At 61.0% G+C, this 20,304-nt stretch carries 16 protein-coding genes; 10 read left to right on the forward strand and 6 right to left on the reverse strand.

The annotated features are described in order from the left end of the window. Positions 1 to 128: 128 nt before the first annotated feature. A complete protein-coding gene (locus tag B5G09_RS01990; protein WP_143256453.1) occupies positions 129 to 1,103 on the forward strand; it encodes a hypothetical protein in 975 nt (324 codons plus the stop codon). On the opposite strand, the gene B5G09_RS01995 is transcribed toward B5G09_RS01990, so the two are convergent. Then, on the reverse strand, positions 1,100 to 1,996 hold the full coding sequence (locus B5G09_RS01995; protein ID WP_087403797.1) for a glycosyltransferase: 897 nt from the start codon (positions 1,994 to 1,996) through the stop codon (positions 1,100 to 1,102). The genes B5G09_RS01990 and B5G09_RS01995 overlap by 4 nt on opposite strands. Positions 1,997 to 2,061: 65 nt before the next feature. Between B5G09_RS01995 and B5G09_RS02000 the strand changes: the two genes are divergently transcribed. Beyond that, positions 2,062 to 4,065: a cytochrome c biogenesis protein CcdA gene (locus B5G09_RS02000; RefSeq protein WP_087403798.1), complete on the forward strand. Its 2,004-nt coding sequence runs from the start codon at positions 2,062 to 2,064 to the stop codon at positions 4,063 to 4,065. A gap of 158 nt (positions 4,066 to 4,223) precedes the next feature. Here B5G09_RS02000 and B5G09_RS14145 read toward each other — a convergent pair whose 3' ends face one another. Further along, complete coding sequence (locus B5G09_RS14145) at positions 4,224 to 4,391, reverse strand: hypothetical protein (protein WP_164496856.1); 168 nt, start codon at positions 4,389 to 4,391, stop codon at positions 4,224 to 4,226. A 68-nt stretch (positions 4,392 to 4,459) separates the two neighbouring features. Then, complete coding sequence (locus B5G09_RS02005) at positions 4,460 to 7,558, reverse strand: glycoside hydrolase family 2 TIM barrel-domain containing protein (RefSeq protein WP_087403881.1); 3,099 nt, start codon at positions 7,556 to 7,558, stop codon at positions 4,460 to 4,462. Positions 7,559 to 7,809: 251 nt separating this feature from the next. On the opposite strand from B5G09_RS02005, the gene B5G09_RS02010 reads away from it, so the two are divergent. From B5G09_RS02010 to B5G09_RS02035, 6 genes are all read left to right on the forward strand, one after another. Then, entirely contained in the window at positions 7,810 to 8,889 is a 1,080-nt protein-coding gene (locus tag B5G09_RS02010) for an efflux RND transporter periplasmic adaptor subunit (RefSeq protein ID WP_087403882.1), read from the forward strand. Positions 8,890 to 8,901: 12 nt separating this feature from the next. Next, entirely contained in the window at positions 8,902 to 11,943 is a 3,042-nt protein-coding gene (locus B5G09_RS02015) for an efflux RND transporter permease subunit (RefSeq protein ID WP_087403799.1), read from the forward strand. Further along, complete coding sequence (locus B5G09_RS02020; protein ID WP_087309369.1) at positions 11,940 to 13,304, forward strand: TolC family protein; 1,365 nt, start codon at positions 11,940 to 11,942, stop codon at positions 13,302 to 13,304. The genes B5G09_RS02015 and B5G09_RS02020 overlap by 4 nt, the downstream gene beginning before the upstream one ends. Positions 13,305 to 13,514: 210 nt before the next feature. Then, positions 13,515 to 13,985, forward strand: coding sequence for a thioredoxin (gene trxA, locus B5G09_RS02025; protein WP_087403800.1), 471 nt, complete (start codon positions 13,515 to 13,517; stop codon positions 13,983 to 13,985). Between the two features lie 4 nt (positions 13,986 to 13,989). Continuing rightward, positions 13,990 to 14,184 (forward strand): 4Fe-4S binding protein, encoded by a 195-nt coding sequence (locus B5G09_RS02030; RefSeq protein WP_087403801.1) that lies wholly within the window; start codon positions 13,990 to 13,992, stop codon positions 14,182 to 14,184. Next, on the forward strand, positions 14,177 to 14,533 hold the full coding sequence (locus tag B5G09_RS02035) for a MarR family winged helix-turn-helix transcriptional regulator (protein ID WP_087403802.1): 357 nt from the start codon (positions 14,177 to 14,179) through the stop codon (positions 14,531 to 14,533). Before B5G09_RS02030 ends, B5G09_RS02035 begins: the two co-directional genes overlap by 8 nt. A gap of 222 nt (positions 14,534 to 14,755) precedes the next feature. Here the strand turns inward: B5G09_RS02035 and B5G09_RS02040 are convergent, their stop codons facing one another. Then, positions 14,756 to 15,490, reverse strand: a complete 735-nt coding sequence (locus B5G09_RS02040; RefSeq protein ID WP_087403803.1) for an FCD domain-containing protein — start codon at positions 15,488 to 15,490, stop codon at positions 14,756 to 14,758. A 57-nt stretch (positions 15,491 to 15,547) separates the two neighbouring features. After that, positions 15,548 to 16,480 (reverse strand): hypothetical protein, encoded by a 933-nt coding sequence (locus B5G09_RS02045; protein ID WP_087403804.1) that lies wholly within the window; start codon positions 16,478 to 16,480, stop codon positions 15,548 to 15,550. A 110-nt stretch (positions 16,481 to 16,590) separates the two neighbouring features. On the opposite strand from B5G09_RS02045, the gene B5G09_RS02050 reads away from it, so the two are divergent. Next, positions 16,591 to 17,583: an alpha/beta hydrolase gene (locus B5G09_RS02050; protein ID WP_087403805.1), complete on the forward strand. Its 993-nt coding sequence runs from the start codon at positions 16,591 to 16,593 to the stop codon at positions 17,581 to 17,583. Between the two features lie 5 nt (positions 17,584 to 17,588). Beyond that, the gene (locus B5G09_RS02055; RefSeq protein ID WP_087403806.1) at positions 17,589 to 19,010 is read left to right on the forward strand and encodes a sialate O-acetylesterase; all 1,422 of its coding nucleotides are present in this window, start codon (positions 17,589 to 17,591) and stop codon (positions 19,008 to 19,010) included. Positions 19,011 to 19,086: 76 nt separating this feature from the next. Here the strand turns inward: B5G09_RS02055 and B5G09_RS02060 are convergent, their stop codons facing one another. Continuing rightward, entirely contained in the window at positions 19,087 to 20,265 is a 1,179-nt protein-coding gene (locus tag B5G09_RS02060; protein WP_206384400.1) for an alginate lyase family protein, read from the reverse strand. Between the last annotated feature and the right edge of the window lie 39 nt (positions 20,266 to 20,304).

The raw sequence follows: 20,304 nt of genomic DNA on the forward strand, positions 1-20,304 counted from the left end.
TATTACTCTTTCTCATTTTCTCTACTCTGATTTGGCAAATACTCAGCTTCATCAGGGACTTCCACTTCTACACAAAACGGACAACATATTACAATGCCCATAATCGGCTCAAACAAAATCGTCCGCAGATGGCTGAAGAATTAAACGCCATCTATTCGGAAGGTCCGGCATTTCCAAACACCGTAATAAAATACAGCGAAACCATAGATTGCCTACTACAGAGCAACACACCCATTCGAACGATCCCATGCTCGGACAAGGAAAAACGGGTATGGAGCTACATCAAGAATTATCGGGATATTCTACAGCCCTTTCTCAATGAGAAGTGGCATGAAATGAAAAACAGGAGAGGCAGTTTCTACAACGAGAAAAAATTATGCATGGCCTCTGAGTTCAAGGAAAGCAACAATCAATGGTTTGTCAGGGTTTGCAAAGGCTGCTACTACAACTCCTATCTCACCAACATGATTTATACCAAGAAACTCTCCCATCAAAGCGGATGGGGCATAACTCCTCCTGCCAACATAAGTACATACGCCATACGGCCGTTCGAAAAATCCGTCATGAGCGATCACATCGGAATATCCACCCTGGCCATCACGGCGGACGGTTATGTCATCATTCTGCATCAAAACGACAAAGCCCTTACATCAACGGATCGGCTGATGCCCTCTGCCTCCGGATCTGTCGATTTCAAAGACTTCCATCCAAATACAGACTTCAGACAAACACTGATCACGGCCGCCGAAAGAGAGTTGAAAGAAGAGACGAATCTTACAAAAGACCTTATCGAATATACCAAACCCATCGGTTTTTATCGCGATCTTGGCAGAGGTGGAAAGCCGGAATTCTGCTGCATCACACAGTTGAATGTCAATCTGTTCGAAATAAACACAATACGGCCAAGCAGCGAAGAACAGAGAGATGACTTTGAGACCTACCAGATATTGGGATCGACCTATCTTCTGGACGGTAAGGACTTTGATCGCTTTTCGAATATTATACACAACTCATCCGAGAACGAGGAAGAACGCCCATCACTGGCGCTATTCATGTGTTTCACGACATTGTGCCGCTATTTTTCGCGAAAAGAGACGGCCTAACCGATCCGAGCAAAGAGCCCGCGCGAGATACCCCAGCGCAGACGCAGCAGCCAGAGCGACTTGCGGGGCGCCATCGTACAGCACAACAGCAGCGTCGCCCCCCACTTGAAGAGCTCCCTCAGCAACGTCTTCGCCACACGGTGGTGAATCTGCGCCCGCAACCGCTGGCTGACCCCGACGTTGTAGCTCAGACGGCGGAAATAGTCGGGCGTCAACTTGCGCGGCGGGATGATGTGCCACATCACGGCGCCGGGAACATACCAGATCGTCTCTCCCCCCTGCAGCAACCGTTCGAAGAGATCGTTCTCCTCACCGCCGATCAACTCGCCGTTGACGCGCCCGAGCGAGGGGTCGAATCCCCCGTAACGAGCCAGTGCCTCCCGCCGGAAAGCCATGTTGCCACCCCCGGGAACCCGCCCGACGGGAAACGCCCGCACCTCGTCGCCGAAATCCATCGGATTGGCGATGGGCATCTCGACGTAGTGCGACATCCATTCGGGGCGCCCCGAAGGGTATTCGGCCAGGATCCGCCCGCCGGCCACCACCGCCTCAGGGTGCGATTCGAACAGTTCGACGTAGGCCCGCAGAAAACCCGGATTGATCCGCTCGTCGTCGTCGATGAAGGCCACCCACGGTGCGCGTGCCTCGCGAAGACCCCGGTTGCGGGCATACGACACGCCCGGTCCCATTTCGCGGATAAGGCGCAGGTTGCAGTCCGGACGGGCAGCCGCAAAACGGGCGAAACGCGCCTCGGTATCATCCGTGGAGTTGTTGCTCACCACCACGCACTCCCACTCTTCCGCAGGAAGATCCTGCCGCACGACGGACTCCAGGGCCCGAATGAGTTCTTCGGCCCGGTTGTGCGTAGGTATGGCCAGCGAAATACGAATCATGTCGCGAAAGTAGCAAATTATTCATAAAAAAGTGTATATTTGCGAAAATATCAAGCTACACGTCCATGCAAAAACTGATCCGCAACCTCATGCCGCTTTTTGCGGTACTGATTGCCGCAATGGCGTCCGCACAGGGAGTCTCCTGGCAAAGCAAGGTCGAGCCCCTCGAAGGCAACGCCTACCGCATCGTACTCGAAGCCACCGTACCTTCGGGCTACCACATGTACGATCTGGGCCCCTACGAAGGTGGCGGACCCAATCCCACGGTCATCACCTTCACGCCCGGTGAGGGAGCCGTGCTCGACGGTGAGGTCGAGCCGCTCGATCCGCCGCACCGCTACCACGACAACGTCTACGGCATGGAGATCGGAACCTACGAAGGAACCGTCCGCTTTGCCCAGAAGGTGACGCTGACGGCCCCCCAGGCCCTGGTCACCGCCCAACTCGAGTGGATGATCTGTGACGATACGAGCTGCATGCCGCCCGAGGACCTCGAACTGCAGATCGCCGTTCCGGAGGGTGCCAAGGTGGCTCCTGCCGCCGGGGATCAGGCCGAGGTTGCTCCCGCCGCCGAAACGCCCGCCACGAAGGATGCCGCCGGAAAGGGCTCGATCTGGGCCCTGATCATCGAGGCCATCCTCTGGGGATTTGCCGCCCTCTTGACGCCGTGCGTCTTCCCGATGGTGCCGATGACCGTTTCATACTTTCTCAAGGGCGAGGGCGGAGCCGCCATGGGCCGTCTGCGCGCCACGTTGTACGGGCTATTCATCGTGCTACTCTACACCGTCCCCATCGCCGTCATTATCATCATCACGCGCATCGTCGGCGGCGATGCCGTGACGGCCGACATCTTCAACTGGCTTGCCACGCACTGGCTGCCGAACATCATCTTCTTCCTCGTCTTCATGATCTTCGCCGCCTCGTTCTTCGGGGCATTCGAGATCACCATGCCCTCGTGGATGGTCAACAAGACCGACTCGAAGGCCGACACCAAGGGGCTGAGCGGCATCTTCTTCCTCGCCCTGACGCTCGTGCTGGTCTCGTTCTCCTGCACGGGCCCCATCGTCGGTTCGGTGCTCATCAAGTCGACCTCAGGTGAATTCTGGACCCCGATCCTCACCATGCTGGCCTTCTCGGTGGCCTTCGCCCTTCCGTTCACCCTCTTCGCCCTCTTCCCCTCGGTGCTGAAGAAGATGCCCAAAAGCGGCGGCTGGCTGAACTCCGTAAAGGTCGTTCTGGGATTCGTCGAGGTGGCCCTCGGTCTGAAATTCCTCTCCGTGGCCGACCAGACCTATCACTGGGGAATCCTTGACCGGGAGATCTATCTGGCCATCTGGATCGTCGTCTTCACCCTGATGGGACTCTACCTGCTGGGCAAGATCAAGTTCGCCCACGACAGCGACGTGCCCTACCTCGGAGTCGGACGTCTGGCGCTGGCCATCATCGTCTTCTCGTTCGTCGTCTACCTGATCCCCGGCATGTGGGGCGCTCCGCTGAAGGGTCTCTCGGGCTATCTGCCGCCGCTGACCTCGCAGGACTTCGTCCTCGGCGCCAACACCGCCGCAGTTCCCGCCGTCTCGCAGAGCGGCATCGGCAAACCCAAGTACAGCGACTTCCTCCACCTGCCCCACGGGCTGGAAGGCTTCTTCGATCTGAAGGAGGCCGAAGCCTATGCCGCCAAGGTCCGCAAACCCATCTTCATCGACTTTACGGGGCACGGCTGCGTCAACTGCCGCGAGATGGAGGCACGCGTCTGGTCCGACCCGCAGGTGCTTGACATCCTGCGCAACGACTACGTCATCTGCGCCCTCTATGCCGACGACAAAAAGGAGCTGCCCGAGGACGAATGGATCACCACCGATGCCGGAAAGGTACTGAAGAGCCTCGGCAAGATCAACTCCTACTATGCGCTGAAGACCTACGGCGTCAACGCCCAACCCTACTACGTGCTGCAGGGTGCCGACGGACAGCCGCTGGTCGAGCCACGCGGTTATGACCTCGATGTGGCGGCCTTCGTCCAGTTCCTCCGCTCGGGCGTCGAAGCCTACCACAACGCCGATCGGCAGTAACCGAAAAGCGTGATCCCGCCCCGAATCGCACAAGGATGGGGAGGGGGGGGGAAAAAAAAAAAAGTACACAGGGATCGTACACGAATCACACCATACAAAGAGCCCCGGATGCACGGATGCATCCGGGGCTCTTCTGTCAGACGTTCAGGCCGAAGCGGTTACTCTTCGTGCTTGTGGAGACGCTCTTCCTGAGCAAAGGCGGCCTTTACCTCCTCCTGTTTTTCGTGGCGCTCCTTCGAGGTCGGAGCCTCACCCTCCTTGACCAGATGATGGATGTTGCGTTCGAAATTCGCCTCGCAGGGCGAACATTTTTCCTTCTCTTTCATAAGGCAGTTGTTTTTGTGTCGATCGGATGGCAGCAAATTACGGGCCGCATTGTTGCGGCCCGTACGGATCAACGCAGCAGCCGCTCGGGCGACAGCTTGAAGCGGAACGTGAGATCGGCGTAGGGAATGCGGTACTTTTCGCGCGGCAGGGCGCCCCACGAATCCACACAGCCAAGGCCCATCTGCCGGCCGTCGATGCAGAGCCAGACACGTCCGTCGGCGTCGATCTCCGGGAAGTGGAGCTGCTCCTTCACCCATCCGCCGCTCAGCGACTCGGGCGAATAGCGAAGCGCCGAGGCCGAGAAGGCAGCATCCGACGTAATGCGCAGCCCCCAACCGCCGGGCAGGCTCTGCTGCCACCAGCGCACGTCGCTCTTCGTACCGGTCTCCTGCGGCCGGATGTAGGGATAGGGCTGTTCGTCGACCGTCTGGCGGTAGAGACCGAGGAACGAGGCTGTCTTGCGGTCGGCGTAGTTCTCGCCCGGCCCGCGGCCGTAATAGTCGATGCGGTCGAAATCAGCCGGAAGGGTCATCAGCATGCCGAAGCGGAAGAGGCGCGGCAGCGACTTGTCCCCGCTCTTGCCCGTCACCTTCACCTGCTCTTCGACGACAATCTCTCCGACGTTGTTGACGGCATACTCGACCGTCAGTTTCGCCGCATAGGCCGGAAAGTCATACTCGGCCCGCACGCAAGCGATTCCGTCACGGAGCCGGCTGTCGAGCCGTTCGAGCCGCAGCTCCGGATGGCGGATGGCGGCATACTTCTGCTGCAGGCCGGCCCCGAAGTCGTTGTCGGTCGGAGCGCGCCAGAAGTTCGGACGCAGCACGCATCCCGGCGCCAGAACCGGCGTTCCGCCGACCTCGTAGCGGGTGATCAGACCGTCGCTGCGGCGGATGTCGAGCGTGAAGCACTCCGACGAGATCCGCACATAGTTGCGGTCGGCGTCCGAGAGCGTCAGCGAGGGTTGCGAATGGCGATCCGTCGGACGGTTGGCAATCGTCAGCGGCTCGAAGCGGTGCTCAACGACCGGCAGCTGGGCACGGGCCAGGCACGTTCCGGCCTCGAGGGCCGGTTCCGACCGTTTGAGGTCATACGCCACATTGAGCAGCAGCTCACCCTCCAGTCCGTCGAGTTCGAGCGGCAGCGTGTATTCGCGCGTCTGCTGCGGAGCCACATCGAGCGATTCGATCGTCCCCGACTGCACAGGGCGACCCTCCTCGAGCAGCGTCCACGTCAGCCGATAGTTCGACAGGTCGCGGAAGAAGTACTCGTTATAGACGGCAATCCGTCCCGCACGCAGATCCACCGCCCGTGTCCAGATCGACTGGTGCTGGAAGGCAACCTCCGCATAATGGGGATTCGGACGCCGGTCGGGCGAGATCAGTCCGTTGTCGCAGAAGTTGTTGTCGCTGGCGTCGTAGGGGTTGAAGTCGCCGCCGTAGGCATAGATCCAACGGCCGTTGCGCTTCACGCGCAGCGACTGGTCGACAAAGTCCCAGATGAAACCGCCCTGGTAGGAGGGGATGCGGCGGATCAGATCCCAATAGTCGGCAAAACCGCCCTCGGAATTCCCCATAGCGTGTGCGTATTCGCACTGGATGAGGGGCTTGCGCGGATTCTCCGAAGCGTATTTCTCGCACCGTTCGTATTCCCAGTACATCGGGCACATGATATCGGTGTTGTCTCCCCCTTCGGCCCGCTCGTACTGAACCGGACGCGACGGATCGAACGACTTGATCCATTTGTAGCAGGCCGTGAAATTCTCCCCGTCACCCGCCTCGTTGCCCAGCGACCAGACGATCACCGAAGGGTGGTTGATGTTGCGCATGACGTTGCGCTGATTGCGCTCGAGGTGCGCCCCGGCGTAGAGCGGATTGCGAGCCAGCGTCCGGTTGCCGTAGCCCATGCCGTGCGACTCGATGTTGGCCTCGGCCACCACGTAGAGCCCGTACTCGTCGCAGAGTTCATACCAGCGGCTGTCGTCGGGATAGTGGCACGTCCGCACGGCATTGACGTTGGCCTGCTTCATCAGCCGGATATCCTGCAGCATCCGCTCCTCGGTCACGTAGTAGCCGTTGTCGGGATCCATCTCGTGGCGGTTGACCCCCTTGATGAGGATCGGCTGTCCGTTGACGAGCAGCCGTCCGTCGCGGATCTCGACGTTGCGGAAACCCGTCCGCAGGGGAATTGCCTCCAGCAGCCGGCCCGTCGGATCGGTCAGGGTGACCGTCACGTCGTAGAGCCGCGGAGTCTCGGCCGTCCAGGCCTCCACCTGCCCCGCGTCGAGCGTCAAATGCTCCTTCTCGCCGGAGACCTTGACCCGTCCGATCAGAGCCTCCTCCGGCGCTCCCGGCACCTCGAGCCGCACCTCGGCCGTACACCCCCGGGCCTCGCGCGGGAAGAGCAGCTCGACGTCGAGCCGTCCGCGCGTGAAATCATCCGTGAGCGAGGCTCCGAGCCGGACATCCTCGATGTGCTTCCAGTCGCGGGCGTAGAGATAGCAGTCGCGCCCCACGCCGCTCAGCCGCCAGAAGTCCTGATCCTCGAGATAGCTCCCGTCGCACCAGCGGAAGACCTGAAAGGCTATCAGATTACGGCCGGGCTTCACGTAGCGCGTGATGTCGAACTCGGCCTCGAGTTTGCTGTCCTCGCTGTAACCGACGAACGAACCGTTGACCCACAGCGAGAGGTTCGACGTCACCGAACCGAAGTGGGCGATGATCTGTTCGCCGCGCCACGATTCGGGGATCACGATTTCGCGGCGGTATGAACCCACGTGGTTGTTCTCGACGGGAACCTCCGGCGGATTGTTCCTGAACTGTTCGCGCCAGGCGTAGCCGATATTCACGTAGAGAGGATCACCGTAGCCGTTCACCTCCCAGAGCCCCGGTACGGGCATCGTCGACCAATGCCCGTCGTCGTAGTCCGTGCGGTAGAAGTCCGTCGGGCGCTGGTCGGCGTCCTCGACCCACGCGAAGCGCCACACGCCGTTGAGCGACAGGTAGCGTTCCGAGACCTTGCGGTCGCCCGCCAGGGCCGCCTCGCGGCTTTCGTAGGCAAAGAACGAGGCATGCATCGGCATGCGGTTGACGGCATTGGTTTCGGCATCGCGCCAGGCTTCGATACGGGCTCCGGCCCGGGCAGGCAACAGCCCCCAGGCGAGCATCAGTGTACCGACAAGAAGGGTTCGCAGTTTCATCAGCAAGCAGTTTTTCGGGTAAGGAATCGGAATCGGCGACCGCAACACCGCTTCGGTGCGGATCGTCCCTACAAAGATAAAAAAAAAGATCGGAATTCCCTCCTCCGACCCCGCGAAACTTGCCCCGGAACAGCAAAAACAGAAAACTTTATTCGGTTTTCCGGTTCAAAAAACGTATCTTTGTCAACAATCACCCAACCCAAAGCTCACTCTCGACCATGAATAAAAAGAAGAAATGGATCATTACGGCCATTATCCTGGCGGTATTCTGTGCGGCTCTCGGCATCTACAACTACTACGGCAAACGCTCCCCGGCCGAAGAGAGCGCCGGTGAGCCGATCGTACCCCGCTCACGGAATACGCTCAATGTCAACGGTCTGATCATCCGCCCACAGTCCCTCACCGACGGGATCACCACCGTGGGCAACCTGTTGCCCGACGAGGAGGTCGACCTCTCGTTCGAGACCTCGGGCAAGATCGTGGCCATCAACTTCCAGGAGGGCGCCGCCGTCCGCAAGGGCCAGCTGCTGGCCAAGGTCAACGACCGCCCTCTGCAGGCCCAGCTCTCACGCTACGAGGCCCAGCTCAAACTGGCCGAAGACCGCGTCTACCGCCAGAGCGCCCTGCTCGAACGCGACGCCGTGAGCCAGGAGGCCTACGAGCAGGCCCGCACCGAACTGGCCACGCTCAACGCCGATATCGACATCGTAAAGTCCAATATCGCCCTCACGGAGTTGTGCGCCCCGTTCGACGGCATCATCGGTCTGCGCAACGTCAGCGAAGGGGCCTACGCCTCGCCGTCGGTCGTTGTGGCCAAGCTGACGAAGATCTCCCCGCTGAAGATCGACTTCTACGTCCCGGAGCGTTATGCCAGCCAGATCCATCCCGGCACGCGCCTCTCGTTCACCGTCGAGGGCCGCCAGGAGCGCTTCGAGGCCACGGTCTACGCCACCGAAACGCAGGTCGACGTCACGACCCGCACGCTGGCCGTGCGGGCTCGCTACCCGAATGCCCGGGGACGGCTGCTTCCCGGACGCTTCGCCACGGTGGAGATCCGCATGCACGAGATTTCGGACGCCATCGCCGTACCGACCGAAGCCATCGTCCCCGAAATGGGCATCGACAAGGTCTTCCTCTACCGCGGCGGGAAGGCCCACGCCGTCGAGGTGACCACCGGACTGCGCACCGAATCCCAGATTCAGATCATCAACGGCCTTCAGGTCGGCGACACGCTCCTCACCTCCGGAACGCTCCAGCTGCGCGAAGGCCTCCCCGTCCAACTCGATCGCATCGACTAAAACCCGCGCCGCATGAACATCTCCGAACTCAGCATCCGGCGTCCCGTGCTGGCATCCGTGATGACGATCATCATTCTCCTGTTCGGCTTCATCGGATACAAGGCCCTCGGCGTGCGCGAATACCCGAGCGTCGACAACCCGATCATCTCGGTGCAGTGCTCCTACCCGGGAGCCAACGCCGACGTGATCGAGAACCAGATCACCGAACCCCTCGAGCAGAACATCAACGGCATCCCGGGCATCCGCTCGCTGTCGAGCACCAGCCAGCAGGGTCAGAGCCGCATCACCGTCGAATTCGAACTCTCGGTTGATCTCGAAACCGCCGCCAACGACGTGCGCGACAAGGTCTCGCGGGCGCAGCGCTACCTGCCGCGCGACTGCGACCCGCCGACGGTCACGAAGGCCGATGCCGACGCCACGCCGATTCTGCTGGTGACGATCCAAAGCGACAAGCGCTCGCTGCTCGAACTGAGCGAAATCGCCGACCTGACGGTCAAGGAGCAGCTGCAGACGATCAGCGACGTGAGCGGCGTGCAGATCTGGGGTGAAAAGCGCTACTCGATGCGGCTGTGGCTCGACCCGGCGAAGATGGCCGGCTACGGCGTAACCCCCTCGGACATCAAGGATGCCCTCGACCGCGAGAATGTCGAGCTTCCCTCGGGCAGCATCGAGGGCAACACCACCGAACTGACCATCCGCACGCTGGGGCTGATGCACACCTCGCAGGAGTTCAACGACCTGGTGATCCGCGAGGACGGCGACCGCATCATCCGCCTGAGCGACGTCGGACGCGCCGAACTCGGCCCGCAGGATACGCGCAGCTACATGAAGATGAACGGCATCCCGATGGTGGGCGTGGTGGTCGTCCCGCAGCCGGGCGCCAACCACATCGAGATCGCCGACGCCGTCTACGAACGCATGGAGACGATGAAGAAGGATCTGCCCGACGACGTGGTCACCTCCTACGGTTTCGACAACACGCGCTTCATCCGCGCCTCGATCGACGAGGTGAAGCAGACCGTCTACGAGGCCTTCGTGCTGGTGATCATCATCATCTTCCTCTTCCTGCGGAACTGGCGCGTGACGCTCATCCCCTGCATCGTGATCCCCGTCTCGCTGATCGGTACGTTCTTCATCATGTACGTGGCCGGCTTCTCGATCAACGTCCTCTCGATGCTGGCCGTCGTGCTGTCGGTCGGTCTGGTCGTCGACGACGCCATCGTGATGACCGAAAACATCTACATCCGCATCGAACGCGGCATGTCACCCCGCGACGCCGGCATCGAAGGGGCCAAGGAGATCTTCTTCGCCGTTCTCTCGACCTCCATCACGCTGATTGCCGTCTTCTTCCCGATCGTCTTCATGGAGGGGACCACCGGACGTCTGTTCCGCGAATTCAGTCTGGTGATCTCCGGCGCCGTCTTGATCTCGACCTTCGCGGCGCTGACCATCACCCCGATGCTGGCCACCAAGCTGTTGGTGCGCCAGGAGCGCAAGAACTGGTTCTACAACGCCACGGAGCCCTTCTTCGAGTGGTTAAACCGCTTCTACGCCTCGACTCTGGCCTCGCTGCTGCGACGCCGCTGGCTGGCGCTGCCCGTCGTCGCGCTGACACTCGGGCTGATCGGCTGGCTGTGGAGTGCCATCCCCGCCGAAATGGCCCCGCTGGAGGACCGTTCGCAGATCACGATCAACACGCGCGGCTCCGAAGGCGCCACCTACGAGTACCTGCGTGACTATACGGAGGAGATCAACCAGCTGGTCGATTCGCTGGTTCCGGAGGCCGCCTCGGTCATGGCCCGCGTCTCGAGCGGATCGGGCAACATCCGCGTCTCGCTCACCGATATTGCCGACCGCAAACGCTCGCAGATGGAGATTGCCGAGGAGCTCTCGGCCGCCGTGCGCTCGAAGACCAAGGCGCGTTCGTTCGTCCAGCAGCAGAGCACCTTCGGCGGACGCCGCAGCAACATGCCCGTGCAGTACGTGCTGCAGGCCACGAGCCTCGAACGCCTCGAGGAGGTGCTGCCCGAGTTCATGCGCCGGGTCTACGAGAGCCCCGTCTTCCAGATGGCCGACGTCGACCTGAAGTTCAGCAAACCCGAGGTGCGCATCGAGGTCAACCGCGACAAGGCCAACCTGCTGGGGGTCTCGACGCGCAACATCGCCCAGACACTCCAGTACGGACTGAGCGGCCAGCGCCTCGGCTACTTCTACATGAACGGCAAGCAGTATGAGATTCTGGCCGAGATCAACCGCCAGCAGCGCAACAAACCCGCCGACCTGCGGTCGATCTACGTGCGCAGCGACAAGGGCGAGATGATCCAGATGGACAACCTCATCTCGCTGGTCGAGAACGTCGCCCCGCCGAAGCTCTACCACTACAACCGCTTCCTCTCGGCCACCGTCTCGGCCGGTCTGGCCAAGGGCCGCACCATCGGGCAGGGACTCGACGAGATGGACCGCATCGCCGAAGAGACGCTCGGCGACGACTTCCGCACGGCGCTGGCCGGCGATTCGAAGGAGTTCCGCGAGAGTTCGTCGAGTCTGATGTTCGCCTTCATCCTGGCCATCGCGCTGATCTATCTGATTCTGGCGGCGCAGTTCGAGAGTTTCAAGGACCCGCTGGTCATCATGCTCACCGTGCCGCTGGCCATCGCCGGCGCGCTGGTCTTCATGTGGAGCACCGACCAGACGATGAACATCTTCAGCCAGATCGGCATCATCATGCTGATCGGTCTGGTGGCCAAGAACGGCATCCTGATCGTCGAGTTCGCCAACCAGAAGCAGGAGGCCGGCATCGACAAGCGGCACGCCATCGCCGAGGCGGCCCAGCAGCGTCTGCGCCCGATTCTGATGACCAGCGCCTCGACCGTGCTGGGCATGCTGCCGCTGGCCGTGGCTTCGGGCGAGGGTGCCGCCGGACGCGTGGCCATGGGTGTGGCCGTCGTGGGCGGCATGGTGGTCTCGACGCTGCTGACGCTCTACATCGTCCCGGCCATCTACAGCTACGTCTCGACCGACCGGTCCCGCAAATCGAAAAAACAACAGGCATGAAACACCTTCTTCTGACCATACTCCTGGCGGGATTCGGGGCCGCAGCACTGGCCCAGACCCCGACAAACCCAAGTCCCGAACCGATGCGGGACTTCCCCGAGAACGAACCGCTGACGCTGCGCCGCTGCCTGGAGATCGGACTCGAACGCAACTACGACGTGCGCATCGTCCGCAACGAAGAACGCATCAGCGACAACAACGCCACGGCCGCCAATGCCGGCATGCTGCCCACGGTGGACCTCCAGGCGGGCTACACCGGCACGTGGGACAACCGTCGCGGCACGACGCTGCGCGACGGCTCGCAAAGCACCGAAACGAGCGTCTACGACCAGACGGCCAGCGTGGGTGTGGCCGTGAACTGGACGCTGTTCGACGGTTTCCGCATCCGGACCACCTACGACCGCCTTCGGGAGCTGCAGCAGATGGGAGCCCTGCAGACCCGCATCACCATCGAGGACTTCATGGCCAACCTCACGGCCGAATACTACAACTACCTCCAGCAGACGCTGCGGCTCAGGAATTTCCGCAATGCGGTGCAGCTCTCGCGCGAACGGCTGCGCATCTCCGAGGAGCGTTTCCGCGTGGGCAACTTCTCGCGGCTCGACCTGCTGCAGGCCCGCGTGGACTTCAACGCCGACAGTTCGCAGTACATGTCGCAGCAGGAGGTGGTCACCGCCTCGCGCATCCGCATCAACGAGTTGCTGGCCCACGAGAACCTCGACCGCCGGATCGCCGTGCAGGACTCGGTGATCCGGGTCAACGCCTCGCTCGACTGGGACGAACTGCTCGACCGCACGCTCTCGGCCAACGCTTCGCTGCTGATGGCCGGCCACGACACCGCCATCGCGGAGTTCGACCTGAAGATCCTCCAGGCGCGGAACTACCCCTATGTCAACCTCTCGACCGGCTACGGATACTCCTACAACCTCTACGGCACGGGCACGAACCGTTCGCGCGGCACACTCGGGCTGAATGCCGGGGTTTCGGTCGGATTCACCCTCTTCGACGGCAACCGCCGCCGCGAACAGCGCAACGCCCGCATCAGCGTCGAGAATGCCGAGCTGACGCGCCAGCAGCTCGAGCTCTCGCTGCGGGCCAACCTCTCGAACTTCTGGCAGGCCTACCGCAACAATCTCGAGGTGATCCATCTGGAGGAGGACAACCTTGTGGCGGCCCGCGAGAATTACGAGATTGCCATGGAGCGCTACCGGCTGGGGGACCTGCCGGGCATCGAGATGCGCGAGGCGCAGAAGAGCCTGCTGGATGCCGAGGAGCGTATCCTCACGGCGCAGTATAACACGAAACTCTGCGAGATCTCGCTCCAGCAGATCAGCGGCAACGTGCTGATCTATCTCGAATAGGCAGGGGGCGGGCGGGGGTAAGCCGGCAGGCAGACATCAGCAAGGCATTCGCTTCCGACTCATTCCACACGCCTTTTATCCCGCTTTCCAATCCCCGCAAAAGGCCCTTTTCCCAATCCAGCAAAATATTTTCCATCGGAAATTTGTCTTATCGGAAAATAATTCACAACTTTGCATCGTTATTGATAGGAAACCAACCAAAAAGAGGCCATGAAACGACTGCTGCTCGGAATTGCCGCCCTCTCGCTCTTCGCGACGGGCTGCGCACAGAACAACACGAAGAAAAAGGAAAACACACAAAACACGAAAGAGATGAATACGATTGCACTGACGAAAGCCGACTTTCTGAAGAAGGTCGCCGACTACGAAAAGAACCCCACGGAGTGGAAATATCTGGGCGACAAACCGGCCCTGGTGGACTTCTACGCCACGTGGTGCGGACCCTGCAAGGCTCTGGCGCCGGTTCTCGAAGAGCTGGCCGCCGAGTACAAGGACCAGATCTACATCTACAAGGTCGACACCGATGCCGAGCAGGAACTGGCTGCCGCCTTCGGCATCCGCTCGATCCCCACGCTGCTCTTCATCCCCATGGAGGGCAAACCGCAGATGGCCCAGGGTGCCCTGCCCAAAGCCACGCTCAAGAAGGCCATCAACGAAATCATGCTCAACAACAAGCAGTAAAGCCATGGCCATGATGATCGACGCGGAGCTCTGCCCGCAAAACCACCGCTGTCCGCTGATCCGGCTCTGCCCGGTCGAGGCCATCTCGCAGGAGGGATTCTCGCTTCCGGTGATCGACCCGACACGTTGCATCGAATGCGGCAAGTGCATGCGCCATTGCGGCATGCAGGCCATCCACAAAGCCGCACAAAATGGATAAGCTCTGCCGCATCCGCGACCTGCAGCGGGCCGTCATGCGCTTCGAAGCCGATTTCGAGGCGCATTACGGTATTTCGCTCAACGAAGGAATGACGCTCTGCTCCCTCTCGCAGTGCGAAAAGATGTGCCCCGGCGAACTGGGCGAGGCGCTCGGGTTGACGCCGTCGAACATGTCGAAGGTGCTCCGCTCGGTCGAATCGAAGGGGCTGGCAGTCCGGGAAATGTGCTGCAAGGACCGACGCCAGTTCTTCTACTCCGTCACGCCGCAGGGACGCCGGCTGCTCGAAACGCTCGACTGCCAGTCGCTCGAACTCCCCGCTCCACTGCAGGAGTGGCTCAACCGCGAATAAGGATCCGCAAGGCGAATGGCACCGACGAAGAGGGCCAATGAAAGCAAGGCTGACAGAGAGAGCCGACGGAGACGGGACAGACGGAAAGGGTCGGTCAAAGATGAGGCTAATGAAAAGGACCGGTCCGAGACAAGGACGGTCGAGGCCGCCAGACCCTGTTGCCTCATACACAAAGAAGAGGGACGAGCCACAAAGGCACGTCCCTCTTTTTATGCATAAGCCCTACTCGTTGACGACCGACGTGACGGATTGCTCTTCCAGGAAGTGATTCGGATCGTTGTTCGTCGAGGCAAACTCGCGCAGCGACTTGAAATGGTGCCGCAGCATCTCGGCAGCCGCCTCCTCGTTCTGTTCGCGCACGAAACGCAAAAGCTCGCGATGCTCGAAGCAGACCTCCTCGGAAGGGACCGAGCAGACCCGGTAACGCTGATAGTAGCGCAGCACATCGGGCGTGATGACCAACAGCAGCGAAGCAATCACCGGATTGTGTCCGCCGCGGACCAGCGCCTGATGATAGGCGAAGTCCTTCGAGACGCGTTCGTCGGTGTAGAACTTCTCCTCGCACTCCTTGAGAGCCTCTTCCATGGCGGCCAGATCCTCGACCGTGCGGTTGCGGGCACTCAGACGGATGGCCTCGATCTCAAGCAGAATACGCACGTAGACCAGCGACGCAAAGTCGTACTGTTCGATCTGAAGAGCATCGGTAATCATACGCTCGAGAATTTGCATCTTCTCCTGCGCAACAACCGTACCGCTCTGCGGGAAGGTCTGGACGATGCCGTAAAATTCGAGTTTCTGGAAGGCCGCCCGGACGTGAGCACGTCCTACGCCAAGTTTTTCGGCCAGACGGCGCTCGGCCGGAAGACGCTCACCGGGTTGCAGACGTCCCGAATAGAGTTGATCCTTGATATACTTCAGGACGGTTTCGACTTGTTTGATATTGGGCGAGTAGTTCATTCAGGGTTAATTTCTGTTGACGGTACAAAGGTCGTAAAAAAACCAATTCAACCAAAATTATCGAACGACCTTTTCTACGGAAAAATCAGCAAACTGAACAATCTCGTCCCGCAACTCCGGTTTCAGCGACCCGTTGGCACCGATACTGCGGTAGATGCCCCACTTGGGACGAATGCCCGTCGAACCTTCGCGCCACATGTTGCGCGTATGCTCCGAGACCGAGATCAGCGTCCTGCCGTCGGAGACGCGCTTGACCAGCAGCTGGTAGCTTCCCTCCACGTCGCAAACCACACGCTCCTCGACCTCGACCCACTGGCCCAGGAAATCCGACAGCGGAACCTTGGCCAGATAGATATTGCCGGTCTTATCGGCCGAAGGACCCACGTAGATCACCTGCAGCTGCCGACTGCCGTTGGAGAGCGTACGGGGCGTAAAGGTAATCAGCGGATAATCGATGTCGGCCGTCTCCTGAGCGTTGTCAATCCCCTTGATCTGGTGTACGTGGCAGAAGTTCTTCGTCGTCTGCATTCCCTCCGGAAGACGAAACTTCCAGCGGAAAATCATCTCTTCACCCTTCTGCGCCACCATCGACTCGGGCGATTTGGCGTCGGTCTTGATCTCGTTGCGCTGACGGTCCGTCACGTTGGGTTTGCCGCGGTCGTCGTCGTTCTCCACATGGATATAGAAATCGAAGACATACTCGCCGAGCTCCTCGGAGTAGGATTGCTGCACGTGCTGGAACGGAGCCTCGGCATGGGCCCCCGACTGATCGGGAGCTTCGTAGTTGAAGCCGTTGCGCAGAATCAGGTCATAGGTCCCGGCCGAATTGCCGTCGGCCCGAAGCTCGCCGCCATAAAATGGAGGTTCATCATCCGTGTCCGTATCCGAAGGCATCTCCTCGGGTGGCGTCACCGGCGCGGACGCATTCCCCGAACAGGCCGAGAAAACCGGTCCGGCAAGCAGCGAAATCAATAAAATCAGTCGTTTCATGTTTGCTTTTCTTGTTTTTATCGCTATCTTTGTTCGCACTGAAATTTTGGTTAACCAATTTCCAAAGTCAAACAAAAGTAGTAAAAATTTCCTAACCCGACCTGAAAATCATGAAAAAAATCCTTTTTGCAGCGCTTCTGGCCGTGACATTCACGGCCTCGGCGCAACAGGCCGCACAACAGCCGGCCCAGGTTACGAACCGCTATTCGATGAAACTGAAACAGAATACGGACGGCAGCTATTCGCTCATCAACGAGGCCCGTTACGCCAAGCTGGTCGACCTCTCGAAGGTCGAGGGGCTGCTTGAGCCCTATACCTACCAGCGCGACCGGCTGCAATCGAAGGACTACAAAGGAGTCGAGGTGCGCGAGTACGTCTACCGCACGCACGACGGTTATGAGCTGAAGATGGCCGTCGACATGGCCGTGAGCGAGCAGCCCACTCCGGTGGTGATCTACTGCCATGGCGGCGGCTGGGCCCGCGGCAACAACGGCGCCCTGCGCACCCTGTCGCAGTACATGGCCAAACAGAAGGGCGTAACGGGTGTCCGTATCGCCTATACGCTGGCCCCGCAGCCCGGCGCCACGGTCGAGGTCTCGATCGACGACGTGCTGGCCGCCGTCAAGTACCTGCGCGACCACGCCAAGGAGCTGAACATCGACCCTTCGCGGATCGGATTTGTCGGCAATTCGGCCGGCGCCCATCTGGCTGCCGTCGGCGCCATGCGCACGCAGGGGGCGAAGGCCTTCGTCGGCTACTCGGGCATTTACGACCTGGAGACGGCCGCCATCTGCCAGCGTTCGAAGGATCCGCAGCGCATCGGCTACTTCTGCGACCGCGACCCGAAGGTGCTGCACGCCGCCTCGCCCGTGAACCTCGTACCGAAGAAGAACGTTCCGGCAGCGCTGCTCTTCTGCGGTACGGCCGACATCACGGTCGAGTGCGCACAGAGCAAGGCCTTCGCCGCAGCCCTCGAGAAGCGCGGCGGAAAGGTCGACCTCGAGGTGCTCGAGAACTACGACCACAACCTGAGCGCCAAGGCCTCGGACAAGATGGAGGAGGTCTTCTTCAAGACGGTGGATTTCCTGGCTGGAAACCTCTGACCGCAATGAAGCGCACGCTGCTCCTGCTCCTTGCCGCAACGACGACCTGGAGCGCCCAGGGCAAGGTAACCCTGCCGGCCATCTTCGGGGACAACATGGTGCTGCAACAGCAGCAGAAGGTCCTCCTCTGGGGCGAATCCGACCACGAGGAGGTGACACTCGCCGCCTCGTGGAGCGACACTCCGGTACGTGCGGCCGTCGAAAAGGGGCGCTGGAAGGCTGAGATCGCCACCCCCGAGGGATCCTACGCCCCGCAGACGCTCACGGTGAGCGATGCCGACTCGAAAGTGACGCTGTCGAACGTCCTGATCGGCGAGGTGTGGATCTGCTCCGGACAGTCGAACATGTACATGCCCCTGCGCGGCTACACGGGACAGCCCGTCGAGGGATCGCTGCAGACGATCATCCAGTCGACGCAGTACCGCGACCGCATCCGCATGATCACCCTTCCGAAAAAGGAGGCCGCAACGCCGCAGCGCACCTTCGAGGGGGCCCGCTGGGAGATCCCCTCACCCACGACGGCCGTGCTGATGAGCGCCGCCGCCTACTTCTTCGCACAGTCGCTCACCGAGGCGCTCGACGTGCCGGTGGGCATCGTCTCGACGAGCTGGGGCGGTTCGAAAATCGAGGCCTGGATGGACCCTGCCTCGCTCACCGCCATGGGCTACGACGTGGAGAAGATCAACGCCGACCCGAAGATCCAGCAGCGCGCCAAGTGCGGGCTGCTCTACAACGGACTGATCGCACCGGTGGCCGGCTACACGGCCCGCGGCTTTGCCTGGTATCAGGGCGAGGCCAACCGCAAGGAGTCGGCCCGCTATGCACGGCTCATGCAGGAGATGGTCCGCTTCTGGCGCGCCGAATGGGGCGATACGAAAAACCGGATGCCCTTCCTCTACGTGCAGATTGCCCCCTACTCCTACAACGACGCCGCTGCGACGGACGGCGTACAGGTGATGGAGGCTCAGTGTGATGCCCGGAAGCTGATTCCCAACTCGGCGATGATCGCCACGACGGATCTGGGCGAGGTGCTCTCGATCCACCCCCGCCGCAAACGCGAAGTGGGCCAGCGGCTGGCGGCCGAAGCGCTGGTACGCTGCTACGGCGTACGGGCCAACTGCTGGTCGGCCGTCCAGGTCAAGGAGGTGAAATTCGAAAAGGGCAAGGCCGTGGTCACCTTCGACAATGCCCGCTATGGCATGACCCCGCAGCACGAAGTGGTTCCGGGATTCGAACTGGCCGGCAAGGACGGCGTATTCCATCCCGCCGAGGGGCGTGTCGTCATCTCGAAACCCATCGTCGAGGTGACCTCCAAGGAGGTCAAGGAGCCGGTCGCCGTGCGCTACGCCTTCCACAACTACACGCCCACGACCCTCTGCAACACCTACGGAATTCCCGTCATTCCCTTCCGCACGGATCGCGAATAGGTTTCCGACACGTCGATACGAAAAACGACAGATCCCGAAAGGAGCTGTCGTTTTTTTCAGGCTGCCTGGCAACAGCCTACTGCAGTTCGAAATGGAGCATCGCCTCGAAATCGGCTTTCGACGTATGAAAGCCGATGCGGCGGGCCGTCTCGACCCACTCCGGGCGATCAAGCGCCAGCCCCGCCTCATAGAGCAGCGCCGCACCGCGCCGCTGTGCGAAGGGTTTGATCTGCGGCCAGGGCCACTTTTCGGGCGATTCGTAGTAGGGAATCAGATACTCCAGCGCGCGCTGCGCCTCGGGCATCTCCCACAACTCGACGCCTTCGGCACGCGCCACGTTGCGGGCCGTCGAGAGGGCCTCCAACACGAAGGTCGAATAGTGCAGCGAAAGCGTGCGCACCAGCTCCTCGGGGAGCGTACCGTCCCCGGCCACCTGCTTGGCAAACCGGGGTTTGACCGATTCACAGGCAATCTCCCGAACACGGTCGTCAAGTCCCGCAGCCCGGGCCGTCATCAGCCGGATGGCATCGTACCACAGGCCGTGGTTGTTCGCCGCGTGGAGCTCCTTCTGTCCGTTGACGCTGTGCTCCATCCAGTAGAGGAAGGTCCGCGCCCACTCGCGCAGTTCACGGCGGTCGTAGTCGCTCCACGCCGGCGACGAGTCGATCAGTTGGGCGGCATTCAGCGCAAAGGCCATGCGGCGCGAATCGATGATTCCCGTTCCGCGAATCGTCTGACGGCCCCGGATCAGCTGGGCATAGGTCATGTTGGGGTTCATGCCCAGCCTGGGGTCGAGGAACCACGTCCGCAGCAATTGGGCACACTTCTCCGCATAGCGCTCGTCGCCCGTCACACGGTAGAGCACCGCCAGCGTGCGGGTCACAGTCCCCAACCGGTCACCGTTCTCCCGCTCGGGACAATCGTAGACCTCGGGGTTGCGTTCACCGTCGCGGCGGATATAGGGCAGGCCGTCGGGTTTCGAGGGGTCGGGCCACCAGTAGGGCGACAGCGACAGGTAGTCGCGGCGGTCACCGCTGGGCGGCAGCTGCTTCTTGGCCGTCACCGTCAGCGGCTCCATGCCGAGCAGCGTGCTGTCAGCCTCGGCTGCCACCTCTTCGACCGCCTTTACGGCCCGGGGATCCCCCTTCCGGTAAGCCTCCGCAAGGCGGTCGAGCAACTCACCGTTGAACGAGTACTGCGCGCTGGCCGGCACAAGCGCCGCCAACGACGCCATCAGCAACAAGATGCGTTTCATCATCATGGATCATGGGTAAAAAAAGGGCGGACGCACCCT

The organism is Alistipes sp. An54 (assembly GCF_002159375.1).
In the GTDB taxonomy this organism is placed as follows: Bacteria; Bacteroidota; Bacteroidia; order Bacteroidales; family Rikenellaceae; genus Alistipes; species Alistipes megaguti.

Excerpts from the sequence above, each read along its gene's own strand:
- B5G09_RS01990 (WP_143256453.1), top strand. The coding sequence starts at position 129 with ATGGCTGAAGAATTAAACGCCATCTATTCGGAAGGTCCGGCATTTCCA.
- B5G09_RS01995 (WP_087403797.1), bottom strand. The coding sequence starts at position 1,996 with ATGATTCGTATTTCGCTGGCCATACCTACGCACAACCGGGCCGAAGAA.
- B5G09_RS02000 (WP_087403798.1), top strand. The coding sequence starts at position 2,062 with ATGCAAAAACTGATCCGCAACCTCATGCCGCTTTTTGCGGTACTGATT.
- B5G09_RS14145 (WP_164496856.1), bottom strand. The coding sequence starts at position 4,391 with ATGAAAGAGAAGGAAAAATGTTCGCCCTGCGAGGCGAATTTCGAACGC.
- B5G09_RS02005 (WP_087403881.1), bottom strand. The coding sequence starts at position 7,558 with ATGCTCGCCTGGGGGCTGTTGCCTGCCCGGGCCGGAGCCCGTATCGAA.
- B5G09_RS02010 (WP_087403882.1), top strand. The coding sequence starts at position 7,810 with ATGAATAAAAAGAAGAAATGGATCATTACGGCCATTATCCTGGCGGTA.
- B5G09_RS02015 (WP_087403799.1), top strand. The coding sequence starts at position 8,902 with ATGAACATCTCCGAACTCAGCATCCGGCGTCCCGTGCTGGCATCCGTG.
- B5G09_RS02020 (WP_087309369.1), top strand. The coding sequence starts at position 11,940 with ATGAAACACCTTCTTCTGACCATACTCCTGGCGGGATTCGGGGCCGCA.
- trxA (WP_087403800.1), top strand. The coding sequence starts at position 13,515 with ATGAAACGACTGCTGCTCGGAATTGCCGCCCTCTCGCTCTTCGCGACG.
- B5G09_RS02030 (WP_087403801.1), top strand. The coding sequence starts at position 13,990 with ATGGCCATGATGATCGACGCGGAGCTCTGCCCGCAAAACCACCGCTGT.
- B5G09_RS02035 (WP_087403802.1), top strand. The coding sequence starts at position 14,177 with ATGGATAAGCTCTGCCGCATCCGCGACCTGCAGCGGGCCGTCATGCGC.
- B5G09_RS02040 (WP_087403803.1), bottom strand. The coding sequence starts at position 15,490 with ATGAACTACTCGCCCAATATCAAACAAGTCGAAACCGTCCTGAAGTAT.
- B5G09_RS02045 (WP_087403804.1), bottom strand. The coding sequence starts at position 16,480 with ATGAAACGACTGATTTTATTGATTTCGCTGCTTGCCGGACCGGTTTTC.
- B5G09_RS02050 (WP_087403805.1), top strand. The coding sequence starts at position 16,591 with ATGAAAAAAATCCTTTTTGCAGCGCTTCTGGCCGTGACATTCACGGCC.
- B5G09_RS02055 (WP_087403806.1), top strand. The coding sequence starts at position 17,589 with ATGAAGCGCACGCTGCTCCTGCTCCTTGCCGCAACGACGACCTGGAGC.
- B5G09_RS02060 (WP_206384400.1), bottom strand. The coding sequence starts at position 20,265 with ATGAAACGCATCTTGTTGCTGATGGCGTCGTTGGCGGCGCTTGTGCCG.